Below are 22,046 nucleotides of genomic sequence, written 5' to 3'. Positions count from 1 at the left end.
GGCATGTGCGCGAGCCGGTCCGCTTCGCCCAGGCCGTCCAGGCTCTGCGTGCCGAAGGTGCCACCACCTTCGTCGAGATCGGCCCCGACGCCGTCCTGACCCCGATGGTCGCGGACACGACGGACACGACCGACACGACCGACACCGACAACGCGGGCATCGCCGTGCCACTGCTGCGGCGCGACCGGTCCGAGCCGGACACCCTCCTGCACGGCCTCTCCCAGCTGCACACCCGCGGCGTTCCGGTCGACTGGCAGGCGTTCTTCGCCGGGACGGGCGCACACCGCGTCGACCTGCCCACCTACGCCTTCAAACAGGACAGCTACTGGCTGACCACCGACCCGGCGGACACCGCCGCCGGCCCGGGCCTGACCCCCACCGGTCACCCGCTGCTCGGCACGGCACTCGCCCTCGCCGACAGCGACGAACTCGTGTTCACCAGCAGGGTCTCGGCACGGACACACCCCTGGCTGCGCCGGCACACGGTGCTCGGCAGTGTCGTCCTTTCCGCCGCAGGGCTGGTCGAGACGGCGGTACGGGCCGGTGACGAGACGGGAGCGACCGTGCTGGAGGAGCTGTCGCTGATCGTGCCGCTCGTCCTGCCCGCCCGGGGCGCGGTCCAGCTCCAGGTACGGGTCGGCGCACCGGACGACGACGGCCGGCGCGCTCTCACGGTCCACGCCCGCCCCGACTCCGAGGGGGACGACACACCGTGGACCGTGTACGCGCGGGGACGCCTCGCCGCCGACCACCCGGAGAGGCCCGCCGACGCCCACCCCGCCCACGCCACGGAGGGGACCGGGGACGACCTGGTCACCGAGGCCGTGCTGCCCGCCGAACTCGCCCACGAAGCCGGTCGGTTCGGCCTGCACCCCGAACTGCTGGACACCCTGCTCCTCGGTCACCCCTTCGGCGAGGAGGCGGGTACCGTGACCGTGCCCGTCGAATGGCGCGGCGTACGGCTGCACGCCACCGGCGCCGGCGCGGTACGGGCCGTGACGACCAGGACCGGCGACCGTACCGTCGCCCTCACGGTGACCGACCGACAGGGCCGACTGGTCGCCACCGTCGACTCCCTGACCTACCGGGCGGTTCCCGAGGAACTCTTCGCCCCTGCCGAGGACCGGGCGGCGGACGCACTGCTGCGGGTCGACTGGGCACCGGTCGCTGTGGGCGGGCCGACGGCCCCCGTCACCTGGGCGACGCTGGGCACCGACGGAGCGGAGGACCTGGCCGCCGTCGGCAAGACCGTCGAGGCGGGGGCACCCGTCGACGCCGTCGTCGTACCGTGGGCGTCCGAGGACGACGGGGAGAGCGGCGGCGTCCTGCACGACGCCGTGCGCCGGGCGCTGATGCTGGTGCGGGACTGGCTGGCCGACGAGCGCCTCGCCGGGACCCGGCTGCTCGTGGTGACCCGCGGCGGCGCGGCCGTCGCGGACGAGGGGACGGTGGCCCCGGCGGCGCCCGCCGACCTGGCGGCCGCGGCGGTCCGCGGACTGCTGCGCTCGGCACAGTCCGAGGCGGGCGGCCGGATCGTCCTGGTGGACGCCGATCCGTCCGACGATCCCCTCTCGTCCCGGCCCGTGCCCGGCCAGGACCCCGCCGACGCGGCCGTCGCGGGCGTCCCGTCGGCGCTGCTCGCCTCCCTGCTGGCCTCCGGCGAGCCCGAGGCGGCCGTACGACACGGTCGGCTCCTCGTCCCCCGCCTGGCGCGTGTGCGGCGGCCGGCCCCGGCCACGACACCGGCCTTGGACCCCGACGGCACCGTGCTGGTGACCGGCGGTGCAGGCCTCGGCGGGTTCCTCGCCCGGCACCTGGTCAGCCGGCACGGAGCGCGCCACCTCCTGTTCGTCGGCCCCGAGGGCGACCGCGCGCCCGGCGCGGCGGACCTGGCCGCCGAACTGGCGGCCCTGGGCGCCCACGTCACCTTCGAGGCCTGCGACGCCGCCGACCGTGACGCGCTCGCCGCCGCCCTCGCCCGGACACCCGACGGCCATCCGCTGACCGCGGTGATCCACGCCGCGGGCCCCGGCGACGGGGGCACCGTCCAGGGCGTGAGCCTGGACTGCCTGGACGCCGCCCTGCGCACGACCGCGGACGCGGCACGGAACCTGCACGAGCTGACCCGTACCCGCCCGCCGGCCGCCTTCGTCCTGTGCTCCTCGACCGCGGGCACCGCGGCCGGCACGGGCCAGGCGTACCGGGCCGCGGCCGACGCCTACCTCGACGCCCTCGCCCTGCGGCGCTCGGCTGATGGACTGCCGGCGCTGTCGCTGGCCTGGGGCCCGTGGGAGCGCACGGGGCAGGCGGAAGGCGCGGACCGGGACCGGTCGTCCCGGTCCGGCTTCCGGGTCCTGACCCCCGAGGCGGCGGCAGCCGCGTTCGACGCGGCACTCGCGACCGCGGGACCCCGTCCGGCAGCCGGCGCCCCCGGTCCCCGGGACGCCGCCGTACCGGTCGCACCCGGTTCACCGGACGTGGGTGCGGCCACGGACGACCGGGGCGCACACCCGGTGCTCCTGGCCGCCTCGCCGGACCCCGCCGCACTGCGGGCCCGGGACGGCGGCGTACCGCCGCTCTTCCGCGGCCTGGTGCGGGGCCCGCTGCGGCCGGCCCTGGACGCGGCCGGGCCCGACGCACCCGACCCGGGTGAGACGCTCGCGCAACGGCTGGCCGGACTGGACGACGACGAGCGGCAGCGGATCGTCCGGGACCTGGTGCGCCGGGAGACGGCCGCCGTCCTCGGCCACCCCGATCCCGCGGCGGTCAGCCTGCAACGGCCCTTCCAGGAGGCCGGGTTCGACTCGATGGCCGCCGTCCAGCTGCGCAACCAGCTCGGCGCCGCGACCCGCCTGGCGCTGCCCGCGACCGTGGTGTTCGACCACCCCACACCCGCCGCGCTCACCGCCTACCTCCTGGCCCAGGCCGCCGCGGAGGGCGACGCGGGCGGGACAGCGGCGAGGCCGCCCCTCCTCGCCCAGCTCGACCGGCTGGAGGCGACCGTGGCCGAACTGAGCCCCGACGCGCCGGACCTGGACCGCACCCTGCTCGGAGCGCGGCTGCGCACGATCCTCGAGCGCCTTGACCCGGCCGGAGCGGAGGAGCCCGCGCAGCAGCGGTCGCAGGACGCGGCGAGCCGGATCGCCGCCGCGAGCGCCGACGAGATCTTCGACTTCATCGACACCGAGCTCGGCCGCGGGTCGAGCCGATGACGGCTCACCGGAAGGAGAGCGGGCAGCACATGTCCAGCGGGGAGCACATGTCCAAGGAAGAGAAGCTGGTCGAGTACCTGAAGTGGGTCACCGCGGACCTGGAGAAGACCCGTAAGCGAGTCGCGGAACTCGAGGCGGGCGGCCGGGAACCGGTGGCGATCGTCGGTATGTCGTGCCGGTTCCCCGGCGCGTCGACCCCCGACGAACTGTGGCGCGTGGCGCTGGAGGAGCGCGACGAGATCTCCGACTTCCCCACGGACCGTGGCTGGGACCTCGACGCCCTCTACGACCCCGACCCGGCCCGGCCCGGCAGCACCTACATCCGTCAGGCCGGTTTCGTGGACTCCGCCACCCGCTTCGACGCGGCCTTCTTCGGCATCTCGCCGCGCGAGGCCCTCGCCATGGACCCCCAGCAGCGGGTCCTGCTGGAGACGGCCTGGGAGGCCCTCGAACACGCCGGCATCGACCCGCTGTCGCTCAAGGGCAGCAGGACCGGTGTGTTCGCCGGGCTGGTGGAGCAGAGCTATCTGGACCTGGACTGCCCCGAGGAGTTCGAGGGCTACCAGATGACCAGCAAGCTCAGCAGCATGGCCTCCGGCCGCATCGCCTACGTCCTCGGTCTGGAGGGCCCCGCGGTCTCGGTCGACACCGCCTGCTCCTCCGCCCTGGTGTCACTGCACCTGGCCGCCCAGTCGCTGCGGTCCGGCGAGTCCGCCCTGGCCCTGGCCGGGGCCTCCTACATCGCCGCTCACCCCGGCGGATACATCGACGGCGCCCGGCAGCGGGGCCTCGCGGCCGACGGACGGTGCAAGCCGTTCAGCGCCGCCGCCGACGGCATCGGCTGGTCCGAGGGCGCCGGTCTGCTGGTCCTGGAGCGGCTGTCCGACGCCCGCCGCAACGGCCACCGCGTGCTGGCCGTCGTCCGCGGCAGCGCCGTGAACCAGGACGGCGCCTCCAACGGCCTCACAGCCCCCAACGGGCCGTCCCAGGAACGCGTCATCCGCCAGGCGCTCGCCAACGCCGGACTCACCGCCGGCGAGATCGACGCGATCGAGGCGCACGGCACCGGAACCCGGCTCGGCGACCCGATCGAGGCCCAGGCCCTGCTCGCCACCTACGGCCGGGCGCGCCCCGAGGGACGGCCGCTGCTGGTCGGCTCGCTGAAGTCCAACATCGGCCATGCGCAGGCCGCCGCGGGCGTCGGCGGGCTGGTGAAGATGGTGCAGGCCATCCGGCACGGTCTGCTGCCCAGGACCCTGCACCTGGACGAGCCCAGCCCACTCGTGGACTGGTCGGCGGGCGACCTCGAACTGCTCACCGAGACGCGGCCGTGGCCGGGGACCGGAGCACCGCGTCGCGGCGCGGTGTCGGCCTTCGGCGCGAGCGGCACCAACGCCCACGTCATCCTCGAACAGGCCCCGCAGGACGACCTCGAGGACACCGGGCCCGCACCGGCCGCACGGGACGGGGAGGACGCCCCCGAGGCCGCCCGCGCCCTGCCGACGGCCGTCCTGCCGTTCCCGGTCTCGGCCCGGTCCCCGCAGGCCCTGCGCGCCCAGGCGGCCCGGCTGGCCTCCCGGTTGCGCGAGGAGGCGCCGGACGACGAACAGGCCCTGCTGGACGTGTCCTTCTCGCTGGCCACCACCCGCGCCGCACTGGAGCAGCGCGCCGTCGTCATCGGTCGCGACCACGCCGACACCCTCGCCGGGCTCGACGCGCTGGCTGCCGGGGAGCCCGCGGACAACGCCGTCCTCGGCACGACGGGCGAACCCGCCAGGACCGTCTTCGTCTTCCCGGGACAGGGCAGTCAGTGGGCCGGAATGGCGGCCGCGCTGATGGAGTCCTCGCAGGTGTTCGCGGAACGGATCGCGGAGTGCGCACGCGCTCTCGAACCCTTCGTGGACTTCTCGCTCGAGGACGTGCTGCGAGGTGTGGAGGGTGCGCCCTCGCTCGACCGGCTCGATGTCGTCCAGCCGGCCCTGTTCGCCGTGCACGTCTCCCTCGCCGCCCTGTGGCAGTCCTACGGACTCCAGCCCGCCGCCGTCGTCGGCCACTCCCAGGGCGAGATCGCCGCCGCCTGCGTGGCAGGCGGCCTGACCCTGCCGGACGCGGCCCGCGTGATAGCCCTGCGCAGCAGGATCGCCCTGACGCTGCAGGGCACCGGCGGCATGGGCGCGGTCGGGCTGCCCCGCGCCGAGGTGGAGGAGCGGCTCGCCCGGTGGGCCGGCCGGCTGTCGGTCGCCGTGGAGAACGGCCCCACCGCGGTCCTCGTCGCCGGTGACCGGGACGCCCTGGGCGAGTTCCTCGCGGAGTGCGCCGCCGACGGCGCGCGGACCAAGCGGTTCCCCACCGATTTCGCATCGCACTCTCCCCAGGTGGAGCAGGTCCGGGAGGAGATGCTCGCCGCGCTGGCCCCCGTGCGGCCGCGGGCGGGTTCGATCCCGTTCTTCTCCACGGTGACCGGCGACTGGGTCGACACCGCCCGCCTCGACGCCGGCTACTGGTACGCCAACATGCGCCGCCCGGTGGAGTTCGCCCGCTCCGTGCGGGCCCTGGCCGACCAGGACCACGGCGTCTTCGTCGAGGTCAGCGCGCACCCGGTGCTCACCTCCGCGCTCCAGGAGAACCTCGGGGACGACGTCGTCACCGCCGGCACCCTGCGCCGCGACGAAGGCGGGCTCGACCGGTTCCTCGCCTCGCTGGCCGAGCTGTACGTCAATGGCGTACGCATCGACTGGGACACCGCCTTCGCCGGGTCCGGGGCACGGCGCGTCCAGCTGCCGACGTACGCCTTCCAGCACGAGCGTTTCTGGTTCTCCGCCGCGGCCCACTCGCCGGACGCCGTCGGGCTCGGCATGGCGGCGACGGGCCACGCGCTGCTGGGGGCCGCGGTCGCCGTGGCCGGCGCCGACGAGACCCTGTTCACCAGCCGTCTGTCCCGGCGCACCCACCCGTGGCTGGCCGACCACGCCGTCGCCGGCACCGCCGTGCTGCCGCCGTCGGTGCTGGCCGAACTCGCACTCCGGGCCGGCGACGAGGCGGGCTGCACCGCGGTGGAGGAGCTGACCGCGGCGGCGCCGCTGGTGCTTCCCGCGCAGGGTGCGCTGCAGGTCCAGATCAGGGTGGGAGCCCCCGACGAACAGCGGCGCGGCATCACCGTGCACGCCCGGCCCGAGGAGGGCGACACCGAGTGGACCGAGTACGCCTCCGGCGTGCTGAGCCTGAGCGGACCCGCCGCCACCGAACCCCTCACCGCATGGCCGCCCTCGAACGCCGCACCGGTCGACCTGGAGGGAGCCTACGACCGGCTGTCCGAGACGGGCCTGGACATCGGCCCCCGTCTGCGCGGGCTGACCGGACTGTGGACGGCGCGGCCGGGACAGGAGGTCTTCGCCGAGATCACGCTGGACGAGCAGACCGCCACCGACGCGCCCCGCTTCGGGCTGCACCCGGCACTGCTGGAGGGAGTGGCCCAGGCGGCGCTGCTGAGCGGCATCGCAACCGGCACCCGGCTCGCCGCCCGCTGGCGCGGGGTCCAGCTGCACGCCACGGGTGCCACCACCGTACGGGCGCGGCTGATGCCGACCGGTGAGGGAGAGCTGTCCGTGCTGCTGGCGGACCGCACCGGGCAGCCCGTGGCCACCATCCGTTCCCTGTCCCTCGCTCCTGCCGACGCCGGCGAACTCGCCCGCACCGGCGGCCGGGCCCACGACGCCGTCTTCCGCACCGACTGGACCCCGATCGCCGTGGACGAGGCGCCGGCCGCCGCGCACTGGGCGACCCTCGGCCCCGGCGGATACGGCGACATCGGCGAAGTGGCCAAGGCCGTGGAGGCGGGCACACCGCTGGACGCCGTCCGCTGCGACGTGGGCGGCCTGTCCGCCACCGACGGATCCGGCCGGGACGGCGGCGATCCCGTGGCCGCCGCCCGCCGCGCCACCCACCGCGTCCTGACGGTGGTGCAGGACTGGCTGTCCGAGGAACGGCTCGGCGGCATCCCGCTGGTCCTGGTCACCCATGGCGCGGTGGCCGCGGCCGGCCGCCCCGTGACCGACCCGGCGGCCGCGGCCGTGTGGGGCCAGATCCGCTCGGCACAGTCGGAGAACCCCGGCCGGTTCGTGCTGGTCGACCTCGACGACGAGCCGTCCTCCGCCGCGGCGCTGACCGCGCTGCTGCGCTCCGGCGAGCCGCAGGCCGCCGTCCGCGCCGGCCGTGTCCTGCTGCCCCGTCTGCACCGGCTGCCCGCCCGGTCCTCCGCCGTACCCACGGGCCGCTGGACGCCCGGCGGTACCGTGCTGATCACCGGCGGCACCGGAACGCTCGGAGCGCTCTTCGCCCGCCACCTGGTGACCGAACACGCGGTGACCGATCTGCTGCTCACCAGTCGCCGCGGTGCGCACGCGCCCGGGGTCGAGCGACTCGTCGCCGAACTCTCGGCACTGGGCGCACGCGTCACCGTCGCCGCCTGCGACGCCGCGGACCGTACCGCGCTCGCGGACCTCCTCGCCCGTATACCCGCCGACCGGCCGCTGACCGGCGTCGTCCACGCGGCGGGCGTTCTCGACGACGGCCTGATCACCGCCGTCACCCCGGAGCGACTGGACGGGGTGCTGCGGCCGAAGGTCGACGCGGCGTGGAACCTGCACGAGCTGACCCGCGGACTCGACGTCTCCGCGTTCGTGCTGTTCTCCTCGCTCGCGGGCGTCATCGGCGGTGCGGGCCAGTCGAGTTACGCGGCCGCGAACACCTTCCTCGACGGGCTGGCCGAGTACCGGGCCGGCCTCGGACTGGCCGCCACGTCCGTCGCCTGGGGCCTGTGGGCCCAGACCGGCACCACCGGCGAGCTGACCGCGGCCGACCTGGACCGCATCGCCCGGGCCGGGTACCCGCCCATCGCCTCGGACGAGGGTCCCGCCATGCTGGACGCCGCACTCGCCTCCGGCCGGCCCACCGTGGTCGCCGCGCCCCTCAACATGACCGCCCTGCGAGAACAGGCGCGACTGGCCCCCGCGGTGCTGCGCGGTCTGCTGCGGGTGCCGGTGCGTCCCGCCGCCCGCAACTCCGGTGCGGCCGCGGACTCCTTCAGCGCGGCCCTGGTCGGCCTGTCCGAGAAGGAGCGGCGCGCGGCGGTCCTGGAGACGGTGCGTGCCGAGGCCGGAGCCGTCCTCGGACATGCCGACCCCGCCACCATCGGCGTCGACCAGCGCTTCACCGATCTCGGCTTCGACTCGCTGACCGGCGTGGAGTTCCGCAACCGCCTCGGCGCCCTCACCGGGCTGCGACTGCCGACCACGCTGGTGTTCGACCACCCCACCCTCACCCGGCTCGCCGGCTTCCTCGTCGCCGAACTGAGCGGCCGGGGCGAGGGCGGAGCGCCGGACCGGCCCGCCGTGGACTTCGCCGCGGAGATCCGCCTGGCGGACGACATCCGGCCCGCGGACGAGGTGTGCCATGTCGCCCTCGACCCGCGCGAGGTGCTGCTCACCGGCGCCACCGGGTTCCTCGGCGCATACCTGCTGCGCGATCTGATGCGGACCACCACGGCCGTCGTGCACTGCCTGGTGCGGGGCCGCGACGAGGCGGACGCACGGGCCCGGCTGCAGGCCAACCTGGAGTGGTACGGCATCGCGGAACAGATCGAGGAGGACCGGCTGCGCGTCCTTGTCGGCGACCTCGCCGCCCCGGCCCTGGGACTCGACCCCGGTCACTTCGACGCCCTGGCCCGCACCGTCGACGCGGTCTACCACGCCGGTGCCGCCGTCAACTGGGTCCAGCCGTACGCCACCGTGAGGGCGGCCAACGTGGGCGGCACCGAGGAGATCCTGCGCCTCGCGGCCCGCCATCGCACGGTCCCCGTCCACCACGTCTCCACCCTCGGTGTCTACGTCGGCCGGGACACCGGGGGCGCGCCCCTGCGGACCACCGACCCGACCGGCCCCGGTGAGACGCTGCCCACCGGCTACACACAGAGCAAGTGGGTCGCCGAACAGATCGTCGGCCTGGCGCGGGACCGGGGCCTTCCGGTCTCCGTCTACCGGGTCGACCTGATCGCCGGCGACGCGTCGACGGGCGCGTGCCAGACCCGTGACTTCGTCTGGCTCAGCCTGAAGGGCATGCTGCAGGCAGGCGCCGTACCCGGCGACATCCCGGTCACCTTCCGGCTGATGCCCGTCGGATACACCAGCGCGGCGATCCTGCACCTGTCCCGGCAGCCCGACGCCGCGGGCGGCACGTTCCACGTCTGCAACCACTCCGGCCTGACGCTCGCGGAGATGCTCGAGGAACTGCGGTTCCGCGGCTACGAACTGCCCGTCCGGGACTGGGCGACCTGGCGCGACCTGGTGACCGGCGACCCGGACAACGCCCTGCTGCCGTTGCTGGACGCCTTCGAGGTCATGGCCGCTCAGCCGGACGCCTTCTACCCGCCCGTCGACGACAGCGAGACGGCCGCGGCACTGGAGGGCAGCGGGATCACCTGCCCGCCCGCGAACCGCGAACTGTTCGCCAAACACGTGGACTTCTTCACCCAAGCGGGCTACTTCGAGCCGCCTCGCCAGGACTGACACCACGTCAGAGAACCGCAGATCCGCTCCCACCGCCGACCGACGACGTCCTCGAAAGGCCAAGGTCACCGCATGCCCACCCAGGCACCACCCAGTTCCTGGATCCGGCGTTTCCACCCGGCACCCGCGGCCGCCGGCCGCCTGGTCCTGCTGCCCCACGCGGGAGGTTCCGCGAGCTTCTTCTTCCCCTTCTCCCGCGCGCTCTCGCCCACCGTGGACGTGCTCGCCGTCCAGTACCCCGGACGGCAGGACCGACGCGGCGAGAGATGTGTCGACGACATGGACGCCCTGGCCGACCTGGTCGCCGCCGAACTGCTGCCGTGGACGGACCGCCCGACGGCACTGTTCGGACACAGCCTCGGAGCCGTCCTCGCCTTCGAGACGGCCCGGAGGCTTCAGAGCCGGGGGATCGAGCCGCTGCGGCTGTTCGTCTCCGGCCGCAGGGCGCCCGCGGACCAGCGGCAGGAGTCGGTGCACCTGCTCGGCGACGACGCCCTCCTGAAGGCCGTCAAACTCCTCGCCGGCAGCGAACTCCCCATGCCCGACGACGAATTGCTCCGACTGGCCCTGCCCGCGATCCGCGGCGACTACAAGGCGGTGGAGACCTACCGCTACCGTCCGGGCCCGCCGCTGTCGGTTCCCGTGGTCGCGCTGACCGGCGACAAGGACCCCAAAGTGACCCCGGCGGAGGCCGGCCGCTGGTCGCGGTACACCACCGGACCGTTCGAGTTGCAGGTCTTCGACGGCGGTCACTTCTACCTGGTCGAACACCTCGACCGGATCACCGGCCTGCTGCGCGAGGCGCTCGGCTGACGCCGCGGCGACGGCCCTGCGCCGCCCGCCCGATCCCGCCGCACGCCCCGGAACCCATCCGTACCCGCGAGAGGACTGTCCCGTGTCCGAACTGCTCAAGGCCGTCATCGACGGTGCCCCGCCCGAGGAACTGCTCGCCCTCGACCTGCCGGCGAGTTACCGGGCGGCCTACTTGCACAAGGACGAAACCGGCATGTTCGAGGGCGTGAGCGACAAGGACGTCCGCCGGTCCGTGCACGTCGGCGAGGTGGCCATGCCCGAACCGGCTCCGGACGAGTGCATCGTCGCGGTCATGGCGGCCGCGATCAACTTCAACACCGTCTGGTCCGCCGTCTTCGAACCGGTTCCGACCTTCGCCTTCCTGGAGAAGCTGGGCAGGCAGGGCCCGCACGGCGCCCGCCACGACCTGCCGTACCACCAGGTCGGATCGGACGGCTCGGGCGTGATCGTCCGGGTCGGAAGCGGTGTCAGGAACTGGAAGGTGGGCGACCGGGTCGTCATCTCGCCGTCCTACGTGGACGAGGAGGACCACGCCTCCTACGAGGACGGCATGCTGACGGAGACCCAGCTGGCCTGGGGCTACGAGACCAACTTCGGCTCGCTCGGCGAGTTCTGCCTCGTCAAGGCCAATCAGCTCGTGCGCAAGCCCGCCCATCTCACGTGGGAGGAGGCGGCGAGCAACACCCTGTGCGCGGCGACGGCCTACCGGATGCTGGTCGGCCCGCACGGGGCGCAGATGCGGCAGGGCGACGTCGTCCTGGTCTGGGGCGGCACCGGCGGCCTCGGGTCCTACGCCGTGCAGTTCGTCAGGAACGGCGGAGGCATCCCCGTCGCGTTGGTCGGTTCCGAGGACAAGGCCCGGCTGTTGCGGGAGCAGGGCTGCGAGCACGTGATCAACAGGTCCGAGCTGAACCTGCCGGAGGAGGGCTTCCGCCACCCCAAGGCGGGGCGGATCCTCGGGGAGGCCATCAGGTCACTGGTCGGCGAGGACCCTCAGATCGTCTTCGAGTACCTGGGCGCCGAGACCTTCGCCACCTCGGTGTACGTGGCCAAGCGCGGCGGCAGGATCGTCACCTGCGGCTCGTCGACGGGCTACCGGCACCAGTACGACAACCGGTACCTCTGGATGCGGCTGAAGCAGATCATCGGCTCCCACGGGTTCAACTACCACGAGGCCGTCCAGACCAACCGGCTGATCAGCCGCGGCATGATCCATCCCACGCTGACGAAGGTGTACTCCTTGGACGACGTGGCCGAGGCGACGCGAGCCGTGCAGACCAACCAGCACGTCGGGAAGGTCGCCGTCCTGTGTGCCGCGCCGTCGCAGAACCTGGGCGTCGACGCCCCGGAGCTTCGCGCAGCCATCGGGGAGGACCGGATCAGCCTCTACCGGCGGTGGGCCGAGCCGAAGTGAGCCGCCCTGAGTTTCGCGCCGGTCTCCTCGGCGCGTTCGCGTACGGCTGCCTCACTTGCAGCGGGGGCCGTGCCGCACGGCGGCACGGCCCAGCGGGGCCGACGTTCACAGGGCCACGAGTTGCCAGTCCTGGTTGGTGCCGCCGGTCGTGGGCCACTGGATGACCTGGGCGCCGTCGGCGGTCGAGGCGTTGGCGACGTCGGCGCACCATCCGGTGCGGACGTTGACCAGCCGGTAGTAGCCGCTGGTGGTGGAGGGGACGAGCTTCCACCACTGGTTGTCGCTGCCGGTGTCGGTCCACTGGTCGAGGTTCGCGCCCTGGGCGGAGCCGCCGGGGCTGTCCAGGACCTTGCCGCTCTTGACGTTGACCAACCGGTAGGAGCCGTCGGTGTTCGGCATGAGGTTCCACTGCTGGTTGGTGCCGCCGGTCGAGGGCCACTGGATGACCTGGGCACCGTCCGCGGTCGAGGCGTTGGCGACGTCCATCACCTTGCCGCTGCCTCGGTTGACCAGCCTGTAGGTGCCCAGGTCCGCGGAGAAGGGCCGGTCGTACACCTCCAGGTTGCGGATGGACGCCCACGCACCGGAGGGCAGCCCGGTGACGGTGACGCGGACGTACCGTGCCTGGGCCCGGAACACGGCCACCTGGACCTGGCTCGTGCTGGTGGTGGCGGTGTTGTCGACGAGGGTGGCCCAGGTGGTGTTGTCGGTGGAACCCTCGATCCTGTACCGGTAGTTGGTCTTGTCCAGCTCCCAGGCGATGCGGGTGCCGGTGAGGGAGCGGGTCGAGCCGAGGTCGACCTTGAGCCAGTGGCCGGTGCTGCCGTCGTTGGCGCACCAGCGGGTGGCGGTGGATCCGTCGACCGCCTTGGCGGCGGTGTTGCCCTTGGAGGTCTCCTCGCTGTCCGCGGTGGCGGTCTTGCCGGCGGCGATGTCGGCGGGCTGCACGGAGCGGTCCAGGGTGACGCCGACGACGCTGTCCTGCGGGTGGGTCGTGCGGTCGATGCCGGTGATGGTGACCCGGCCGTCGGCGCCGGCGGTGTAGGAGAGGTTGCTGCCGGAGCGCACGTCGAAGACTCGGGTGACCTGGGCGTCGCCGATCGGCGGGGTGGTGAAGGTGGTGCCGCTGTAGCCGGGCAGCAGGTGGACGTAGAAGGTGTTGTCCTTGTAGGTGAAGCCGTACTGGCCGTCGACCGGATTCCACGGGCCGCCGCGGGTCCGGTAGATCGACTGGCCGCAGGAGGCCATGAAGGTGCCGATCTGCCGCAACAGGCTCGCCTGGGCGTCGGAGACGGTGCCGTGGCGGTCCGGGCCGACGTTCACCATCGCGGTCATGTTCCGTATCCAGCAGTTGACCAGGATGTTCATGGCGGTGCTGTAACTCATCACCTTGCCGTCGGAGTTGTAGCCCCAGGTGGTGCCGACGGTGAAGACCTTCTCGACGAGCTTGCCGGTGCGGATGGCCCCGGAGGGGACGGAGCCGCCCTCGTCGCTGGCGTAGTCGCCCATCCAGCCGGAGCGCGAGGTGGCGACGATGTCGGGCTGGTGCTTGCGCACCATGCCCATCAGGCCGAGTGGCCTGCCGGCCGCGTCGGTCTCGCCGTAGGTGGCGTCCACCGGCCACTGGTTGGCCGGGTCCCGGTACTGGCCGGGTTCCCAGAAGAACGCGCCGTCGGCGTCGGTGCCCTGTTCCGCGATCCAGCCGCCGTCCCACCACAGGTCGTCGATGACGCCGTACTGGGTGACCAGTTCCTTGATGGACTCGTACACCTCGGTCTTCATGATCCGCGCGTTCTCCTTGTGCGCGGAATCCGTGGTGTAGTTCCAGGGGTTGGGCGCGCAGTCGGTGCCGTACACGTCGTAGTAGCCGGGGTAGCGCCAGTCGATCGGCGAGTAGTACAGGCCCACCTTCAGCCCGGCCGCCCGCACCGCCGCGACGTAGTCCTTCACGAAGTCCCGGTTCAGCGGGGCCTGGCCGGAGTTCCAGCTGCCCGGGTGGTTCAGCGGCCACAGCGCGAAGCCGTCGTGGTGACGCGTGGTCAGCGTCACGTACTTCGCGCCGAAGTCCTTCGCCAACTGCGCCCACGCTGCCGGGTCGTAGGCGTCCGCGGTGAACTGCTCACTGGTGGCGTCGGTGACGTACTTCTGGTAGTCGGAAGGCGTGATGGGCGCATTGTGCATCCACCACTCGCCCTTGGCGGGCCCGGAGTACACCCCCCAGTGGATGAACATGCCCAGCTTCGCGTCCTGCAGCCACTGGATCTTGGAGTCGGGCTGCTGCTGGACGCCCATGTCGGTCTGCGGGATGCGCAGGGGAGGGAGCGGCAGTGGGGCGGCGGTCGCGGCGAACGCGGGCGTCGCCACCGCGACGGTTCCGACCGCGGCGGCCGCCGTCATGGACGCCATGCCGACGAGAACCGATCTGCGCGAGATGGATTCGGGCACCTGTGGTTCCTCCTGTTCGATCCTCTGAAGCCCGCCCGGGTGTTGGCGACCTTGAGCCTGACGACAGCACTGATCCGGCCGGTGGGTCCGGGGCCGGGGGAGTCGGCTGCCTGTCCCGTTCCGGATTCGAGACATGGGATGAATTAACGACTGTCTGTCATGTGTCTGTCCAGGTCTTCGACACGATTTTCTTGCAGGCGTTCGTGATGCATGGACAAAGCGCACAGGTTGGCGAGGCAGACATTGGATGTCTGGCGAGCCGCCAGACTTCGCGAGCTCACGATCGGATCGGCCTGAAGCGTTGACGAGGCCCCTGTCGCGCAACGCCTGACCACCCCGGCGGGTGGTGGGAGGTGCGTACGGAGTTGATGTTGTGCCGCTTCATCGACAACACGTCAGCGGCACGTCCCGACGGCCCGCAGTGGTGCGCTTCGAAGGAGTCGAGTCGTGCGCCCGGGTCTGGCTGACCCGTCGAGTCCGGTGGGCGAGAACCGGGAGGCCCATTCGCCGTTCAGGTCGAGCCTTGGCGCGTTCGAGGAAAAGCGGTCGTGGGCTCGTCCTGCGGTAGCCGGGCGAGAGTTCCTCCAAGTAGCGCGGGGGCATGGCACTCCTCTGCTGCGGTGCGAAAGTATCGCGCGCGGCCATGGTGTCGAATGTAGCCGGCGGAAAGGCTGTGATCCTCTTCCTGCCTGGTCGAAGGGCTTTCCCGGGTGGTTTCGCAACTCCTTCCCGGTTACGAAAGTGCAGGTATGCTTTCGTAACCCTCGGTAGTGCGAGGGGTGCCACAATGACGGTTTCACCGGGCGAGGGGATGAGGACGGCAACGTGCCGGACAACCGATCAGAAGCACCTTCCACGCAAGAGACCGATGAGACGGAAGAGCCGCAAGAACCTGAAGAGCGCGGCGCGAGCGGTGGAGGGCCGGCAGCCGTCACCATCGCATACATCGCCGAGTCCGCCGGCGTCTCCGTCCCCACGGTGTCGAAGGTGCTCAACGGCCGGTCCGGTGTGTCGGACGAGACCCGGGCCCGCGTCGAGGAACTGATCCAGAAGTACGGCTACCGCAAGCCGCCGAAGAACCGCAGCAACCTCGTGGAGCTCGTGTTCCGAGAGCTGGAGAGCATGTGGGCCGTGGAGATCATCCGTGGCGTCGAACGGGCGGCCCGCAGGAACAAGGTCGGTGTTCTGGTGTCGGAGCTCGGTCTTCACGACACACCGGCCAGGACCATCGACGAGACCGTGGGGCGGCGCCCGCAGTGCGTCCTGTCGGTGGCGTGGCTGTCGGAGGAGGAGCGGGCCCAGCTGAAGGCGAAGGGCATCCCGTTCGTCGTCTTCGACCCGAACCGGGAACTCCCCGACGACGTGCCGTTCGTCGGTGCCACCAACTGGAGGGGCGGCCAGGCCGCGACCCGGCACCTGATCGGGCTGGGGCACCGGCGCATCGCCATGATCACCGGACCTGATCATCCTTTCTGTCTCGCGCGGACCGCCGGCTATGTCTCGGCACTCACCGAAGCCGGACTGCCGGTCGATCCGGAGCTGGTGGTCAAGACCCTCCTCACCCGCGAGGACGGCCGCACGGCGGCACGCGACCTGCTTTCCCGGTCCGATCGCCCCACCGCCGTCTTCACCGCCAACGACATGCAGGCGCTCGGCGTCTACCAGGCCGCCCGTGAACTCGGTCTGCGTATCCCGGACGACCTGAGTGTGGTGGGCTTCGACGACGTGCCGGCCGTGGCGTGGGTGGATCCGCCCCTGACCACCGTCCACCAGCCCCTGGCGGAGATGGCGGTGGCCGCCACCGAGCTGGCGCTGGCGCTGGGCCGTGGCGAGGACGTGCCCCAGGTCGGACTGGAGATCGCGACCACGCTCACCATCCGGGAGAGTACGGCCCCGCCGAAGAGCTGACCGGACGGGAAGAGAGCCCCGGTTGCCGGGGGACAGCCGGGGCGGGGATCGGTCAGGCGGCGGTTCCGGTCACCGAGCCTCCGTTCTTGGTCACGTGGTACGTCACGGTGGCTCCGCTCCAGAAGTGGAAGACGAGCGTCGCTTGGGTGTTGTCACGCAGTGAATTGACGAACTTGGCGGTGAGGAGAAGACCGTTGCCCGGGTAGTCGGGAGAGAAGGCCTCGTTGAACTCCTGGTAGGGAGTCCAGTCGGTCGGGCCGGCGTTGCTGCCGTCGGCGTACTTGGCCTCCATGGTGGCCAGCTGGTCACCGCGGTACTGGGTGGGGATGGTGAGACCGCTGGTGTCGCCGGTCGCGTCGGAGAGCACCGGCCTGTCATACGTGGTCACGTAGATCTTCCAGGGCAGCCCCCGGGAGAAACGGGCCTCGATCGTCGCGTTGATCCCGTAGGCGCGGTTGCCGGCGAGCCGGGTCAGCGCGGTGGCTGTGAGCGTGAGCTGGTTGCCGGAAACGGTGTAGTCCCGGCCCTGGACGAGCTTTGTGCTGCCCTGCCAAACCCCCTGGAAGGTGGTGCCGTTCGGGTTCAGGGTGAGTGTCCTGGCGGTGATCGCACTCGACTTCGCCAGGAAGACACGGTCCGAGGAGGCGTTGCCCGAGCGGGTGGTCCAGCTCGACTTGATCTGGTTGATCAGCTCGGGCTCACGCCACTGCAGCGTGGAGCGGTTCAGGAAGTTGAAGGCGTCCCACAGGGCCGTGGTCACCCCTGAGATGCGGGCCTCGTAGCCCAGCATCTCGAAGTACTTCAGTGCCTCGCCCTGTTCGACACGCGCGGGGTGGTTGTAGTCGGGGTAGTTCAACAGGCCGTACTCGCCCAGGTAGACGGGGATTCCCTTGGAGACAAGGGTGTCGCGGATCCGGGCGAAGTTGTCGGTCATGTCCTTCTGCGCGGTGGCGTCGTACTGCGTGCCGCCGGCGACGTTCACGCTGAAGGGGTACCAGCCGTAGTAGTGCACGGTGGCCACGAGATCGGGGTCGTTCAGCGACTTCATCTCGCTCACCAGGGCGTCCAGGAAGACCTGGCCGGAATTCGTGTGCAGGCTGGGCAGCACGAGCAGACGGGTCGCGTTGTTGCCGCCGGACTGGCGCACCACGGTGTGGAACGCGGTGTTCAGTTCGTCGTTGTACTGGATGCCCTGGGCGTCGGTGGTGTTGTTGAACTGCGGCTCGTTGTTGCTCTCGAAGAGCAGGCCCTTCGGGGAGTCCTTGAACGTGGCGGCGATCTGGGTCCAGGTGGCCTTGAAGCGGGCCAGGACGTTGTCGTGGTCGGTGGGCATGTCGGCGATCCACTGCCACGAGTCGTGATGCACGTTGATCACGACGTAGAGACCGTCGGCCAGCGCCCAGTCGACCACCTGCTTGACGCGGCTCATCCATGTCGCGTCGATCGTGTAGGGGGCGGTGGAGGACTGGTGGCCGCTCCAGGTGACGGGGATCCGGACGCTGCGGAAGCCCTGGGACTTGATGGTGTCGAACAGGGCCTTCGTGGCCGGTGGGTTGCCCCAGGACGTCTCGTCGGGGATGGCGTCCAGGGTGTTGCCCAGGTTCCAGCTGGGCTGCATCGCGGCCACCGTGCTCATCGGAGTGAGCGCGATGTTCTTCGTCGCCGCGGACCTGTCCTTGTGGGACGGTACGGCGAACGCGGTGGTGCTGGTCAGCCCGATCGCGGCGACCAGCGTCAGCAGCAGGCCGAGCACCCGGCCCAGGCCGCTTCTGCGGTGGCCGGCGGGGTGGTGCGTTCCCTTCATCTCTGACCTTTCTCTGTTGGCCGAGCGGAATTCCGCCCGTGGGGGGATGGAGCGGCAGGCAGTCAAGGGGGAGGGCGCGTCGTCTTCGGAAGGCGACGTGGTGCCTCGGCTCGCGGCGCCGGTTCAGAGGCCGAGCGGCTCGTAGTCGAACCAGTCGAAGTGGACCGTGCCGGCCGAGGCGTACAGGCCGATGACCCGGCCGGTGAATCCGCCGGCCACCTCCGTCGACAGATAGCGGCCGTCGAGCGCGCCGAGCACGGTGAACGTACCGTCCGGCTCCTCGACGCCGAGGGTGACGGTGTCGGGCCCGGTACGGGGCCCCCGCGGTGGGGTGCCGGAGATCCGGACGCCGAGGACCACGGGCCCGGCGGGCACGGACCCGGAACCCATGACGGTGCGCAGCGGGCCGACCCGGCACAGCACCCGCACCTCCCCGTCGGACGCCTCGATCTCGTAGTGGTGTTCCTCGTCCAGCCGGACGGCCAGGCCGCCGCGCCCTTCCGCCGGATCGATGCAGGTGCGCACCTGGCATGTCAGGTGCTGCTGGCGGCGGCCGACGAACACGACGTCCGGCTCGTCCATCGAGGCGCCGCGGGCGCGGAGCGTCAGCCATCCGGCCCGCTCCTTGGTGGTGCAGTGCTCCTCCGGACGGTCGCGCACGGAGATCCACTGCGGCCGCAACTCGCTGAGGTCGAAGTCGTCCCGGCGGGCCTCGGCGGGGCCGGGCACGAGGGGCCAGGCGGGCGCGGGCAGTTCGGGGGACACCTCGCCGACGACGGGCCAGCCGTCCACCCAGGTCACCGGTGCCAGGAAGGTCTCACGGCCCAGCACGTGCCAGCCCGGCGTGCCACCGCGCGGCCGGACGCCCAGCAACACCATCCACCACGAACCGTCGGGCCCCTGGACCAGGTCCGCGTGACCGGTGTTCTGGATGGGGCGGTGGGTGCCGCGGTGGGTGAGGACCGGGTTGGCCGGGCACGGCTCGAACGGGCCGGTGGGCGTGCGCCCGCGGGCGATCGAGACGGCGTGGCCGCGCTCGGTGCCGCCCTCGGCGATGAGCAGGTACCAGTACTCGCCGATGCGGTAGAGATGTGGCGCCTCCGGAGCCTGGGCGCCGGGGGTGCCGGCCCATACCTGGTGCGGCGGTCCGAACGTCTCCCCGGTGTACGGGTCGATGCGGACCTGCGCGCCCCCGGCGACCGTGCACCAGCAGGTGCCGTCCTCGTCCCAGGCGAGATCCGGGTCGATGCCCTTGACCTCGGGCAGTCGGACCGGGTCGGACCAGGGCCCGGCCGGGTCGGTGGCGGTGAACAGCATGTTGCCGGCGCCCTCGGTCACGTTGGTGACGATCAGCCAGAAGCGGCCGTCGTGGTGGCGCAGCGTGGGGGCGTAGATGCCACCCGAGGACGGCGTGTCGGCGGTGAGACGGAGTTGGCCGGGCCGGTCCAGGGCGTTGCCGATCTGCGTCCAGTTCACCAGGTCGCGGCTGTGGAAGACGGGGATGCCGGGGAAGTACTCGAAGCTGGAGCAGACGAGGTAGTAGTCGTCTCCGACGCGGCAGACGCTGGGGTCGGGGTGGAAGCCGGGGATCACGGGGTTGGTCACGGTGGCGTCCGCCTGCTGTTTTACTGACACTCGGTCAAGTCCTCTCGTTCCTTGGATCGTTGTTACGCGCCAGGCGGCTCAGGACGCGTCCGGCACCGTGTGGGTGAGGCGGAGCAGCACGGCGGACGGAGCTGTGGGCAGCGTCAGCGTGAGGCCGGCGGTGTCGGGGTTCCAGGCGGCGACGGCCCGGCTCGCGGTGGGGTAGAGGAGGTCGACGCGAGCGGCGGAGCCGCGGAGGTGAGGCAGGGGGAGACTCATGGTCGACTCGGCGCCGGGGCGGCGCCAGACGGTGAGGTAGGTGGTGGCCGGGGCGCGCAGGGCCACGGCGAGCCACGGGTCGTCCCAGGCCGGGAGACCGAGCGGCCACGAGGGGACGGCCTGAGGCAGGTCGGCACGGATGGCCTTGTACACGGTGACGGCCTCATGGACCAGGGCCCGGGCCTCGGGCCGCAGGTCCGGGAGCAGGCCGGACAGGTGGATGCGGCCGAGGAGTGCGTTGGCCATGGTGAAGGCGACCTCGTCGAGGGAGTCGTCCGGCAGCGGGTAGGCCCAGACGGCGCCCTGCTCGGGGGTGACGGCGGTGGGCGCGGAGGCGGCGATCGGTGCGTACAGCTGGAGGTTCTGCTGGTCGCTGGTGGACTGCAGTTGCAGCCGCGACAGCAAGGCGTGGTCCCAGCGCATGCCTCCGGAGGAGCAGTTCTCCACCACCAGGTGCGGGTAGCGGTCCAGGATGCCGTCGAGCCAGTCCAGGTGGGCGCGGTTGTGGCCGAGCAGGCCGGCGGCCGGGGTCTCGCCGGGGTGGGCGCTGGTGCCGGACCCGGGGTCGATGTTGTGGTCGAGTTTCAGGTAGCCGACGCCCCACTCGCCGACCAGACGGTCCACGACCTGGTCCAGGTGGGCGCGGGCGGCCGGATGACGCAGGTCCAGGTGGTGGCGGCCGGTATCCGTGACGCGGACGCCGTCGCGGCGGAAGAACGCCTCGTCCGGCAGGGCCTTGGCCATGGGGCTGCGTACGCCGATCACCTCCGGCTCCAACCACAGGCCGGGCACCATGCCGCGCTCCCGGATGCGGTCCAGCACCTCGTGGATCCCGCGCTCCCCGGGGAAACGGGAGGCGGCCGGCTCCCAGACGCCGACGCTGTCCCACCAGCCGCCGTTCTCGCCGTCGTACCAGCCGGCGTCGATGACGAAGTACTCCGCGCCCGCCTCGGCCGCCGCGTCGATCAGCGGCAGCAGCTTCTCGGTGGTGGGGTCGCCCATCAGGCAGTTCATGTAGTCGTTGAAGATGACGGGGAGCTGCTGGTGGTCGGGGTGCGGGCGGCGGATCGCACGGCGGTAACGGGTGAGCGCGGCGAACGCGTCGTCCGGGCCGCCCTCGGCGCTGAAGGCGAGGGCGACGGGTACGGTGCGGAACTCGCCGCCGGGCTCCAGGGGATGGCGCCAGCCGTGGTGGGTGTCGGTGGGGCCGAGCAGCGCCAGGTAGGCCAGCTCGTCGCGTTCACCGCACTCCCAGTGCCAGCCGCCGCCGTTGTGCTCGATCTGCCACAGCCAGGTGCGGCCCGAGTGACGGTCGGTGAGGCCGCCCATGGGCAGGCGGCCGCAGCTGGACCACACGCCCCGCCCGGTCTGCGTGAACTCGCCCTTGCCGTTGTCGTAGACGACGCGGTCGCTCAGCACCGGCGAGGTCACCCGCATCGGCCGGCGCTGCCAGCGGCATTCGGCGACCCAGTCGTTCTCCGCCCACAGCAGATCCGCGCCACCGATGGCTTCCGGACCGTCCGCGAGGCAGCCCACGACGAGGGAGGAGACCGACTCCAGGTGCAGCGTGGCCTCCCCGTCGTTGCGCAGGACCACCTCGCTGCGCAGTACGGGCACCCCGTCCGGCGAGCGGTGGACCACCTCCGCCCCCAGCCCGGTCTCGAAGTCGCGCAGTTCGACGGTCAGCACGTGCCAGTCGCCGTCGCGGGTCACACGGTGCGCGCGGTAGCGCAGCCGCCCGCCGATGTACGAGTCGATGAGACGCCCGCTCGACCAGGCACGGCCGTGCCCCGCGGCCGTCACCTCCACCAGGGGCAGCGCAGGCCAGGAGCGCCGCTCGGGAGGTGTTCCGCCGGGTAGGCCGATGTGCATGAGTCGGGCGGTGCCGTCCTCGCCGACGCCGATCTCGACCTCCAGGGCGGCGTGGCCCCATCGGAGGGTCTGCGGTGCGCTGGTCATGATGGCCTTTCTGGTGGGGGTGAGACGCACGGGGGGCAGGCCCCAGTGGTGAGGGATGGGCTCGG

General features: G+C 72.1%; 9 protein-coding genes. 5 read left to right on the top strand and 4 right to left on the bottom strand.

Annotation, left to right across the window (positions count from 1 at the left end; translation table 11 throughout):
- From SY2F82_RS20595 to ccrA, 4 genes are all read left to right on the top strand, one after another.
- Positions 1-3,212 (top strand): type I polyketide synthase (locus tag SY2F82_RS20595; RefSeq protein ID WP_200420560.1); only part of this gene is annotated, 3,212 nt, incomplete at its 5' end.
- Between the two features lie 29 nt (positions 3,213-3,241).
- Positions 3,242-9,775, top strand: a complete 6,534-nt coding sequence (locus SY2F82_RS20590) for a type I polyketide synthase (protein ID WP_236041656.1) — start codon at positions 3,242-3,244, stop codon at positions 9,773-9,775.
- 72 nt (positions 9,776-9,847) lie between these two features.
- Positions 9,848-10,588 carry a thioesterase II family protein gene (locus SY2F82_RS20585; RefSeq protein WP_200420559.1) on the top strand — a complete coding sequence of 247 codons (741 nt, stop codon included), beginning with the start codon at positions 9,848-9,850 and terminating at the stop codon, positions 10,586-10,588.
- 82 nt (positions 10,589-10,670) lie between these two features.
- Positions 10,671-12,002, top strand: a complete 1,332-nt coding sequence (gene ccrA, locus SY2F82_RS20580) for a crotonyl-CoA carboxylase/reductase (protein ID WP_200420558.1) — start codon at positions 10,671-10,673, stop codon at positions 12,000-12,002.
- Between the two features lie 105 nt (positions 12,003-12,107).
- Here the strand turns inward: ccrA and SY2F82_RS20575 are convergent, their stop codons facing one another.
- Entirely contained in the window at positions 12,108-14,447 is a 2,340-nt protein-coding gene (locus tag SY2F82_RS20575) for an alpha-L-fucosidase (RefSeq protein ID WP_200420557.1), read from the bottom strand.
- A gap of 936 nt (positions 14,448-15,383) precedes the next feature.
- Here SY2F82_RS20575 and SY2F82_RS20570 point away from each other — a divergent pair.
- Positions 15,384-16,355, top strand: coding sequence for a LacI family DNA-binding transcriptional regulator (locus SY2F82_RS20570; RefSeq protein WP_236041684.1), 972 nt, complete (start codon positions 15,384-15,386; stop codon positions 16,353-16,355).
- A gap of 52 nt (positions 16,356-16,407) precedes the next feature.
- Here the strand turns inward: SY2F82_RS20570 and SY2F82_RS20565 are convergent, their stop codons facing one another.
- The 3 genes from SY2F82_RS20565 to SY2F82_RS20555 form a co-directional block, all read right to left on the bottom strand.
- A complete protein-coding gene (locus tag SY2F82_RS20565; protein ID WP_200420555.1) occupies positions 16,408-18,159 on the bottom strand; it encodes a cellulase family glycosylhydrolase in 1,752 nt (583 codons plus the stop codon).
- A gap of 123 nt (positions 18,160-18,282) precedes the next feature.
- Complete coding sequence (locus SY2F82_RS20560; RefSeq protein ID WP_200420554.1) at positions 18,283-19,794, bottom strand: glycoside hydrolase family 43 protein; 1,512 nt, start codon at positions 19,792-19,794, stop codon at positions 18,283-18,285.
- A 48-nt stretch (positions 19,795-19,842) separates the two neighbouring features.
- A complete protein-coding gene (locus SY2F82_RS20555; protein WP_200420553.1) occupies positions 19,843-21,981 on the bottom strand; it encodes a glycoside hydrolase family 36 protein in 2,139 nt (712 codons plus the stop codon).
- Positions 21,982-22,046 lie beyond the last annotated feature (65 nt).

It is taken from the genome of Streptomyces sp. Y2F8-2, assembly GCF_014905555.1.
In the GTDB taxonomy this organism is placed as follows: domain Bacteria; phylum Actinomycetota; class Actinomycetes; order Streptomycetales; family Streptomycetaceae; genus Streptomyces; species Streptomyces cynarae.
The sequence above is the reverse complement of the archived record's forward strand: the minus strand, read 5'-3'. Positions and strand labels throughout refer to the sequence as shown.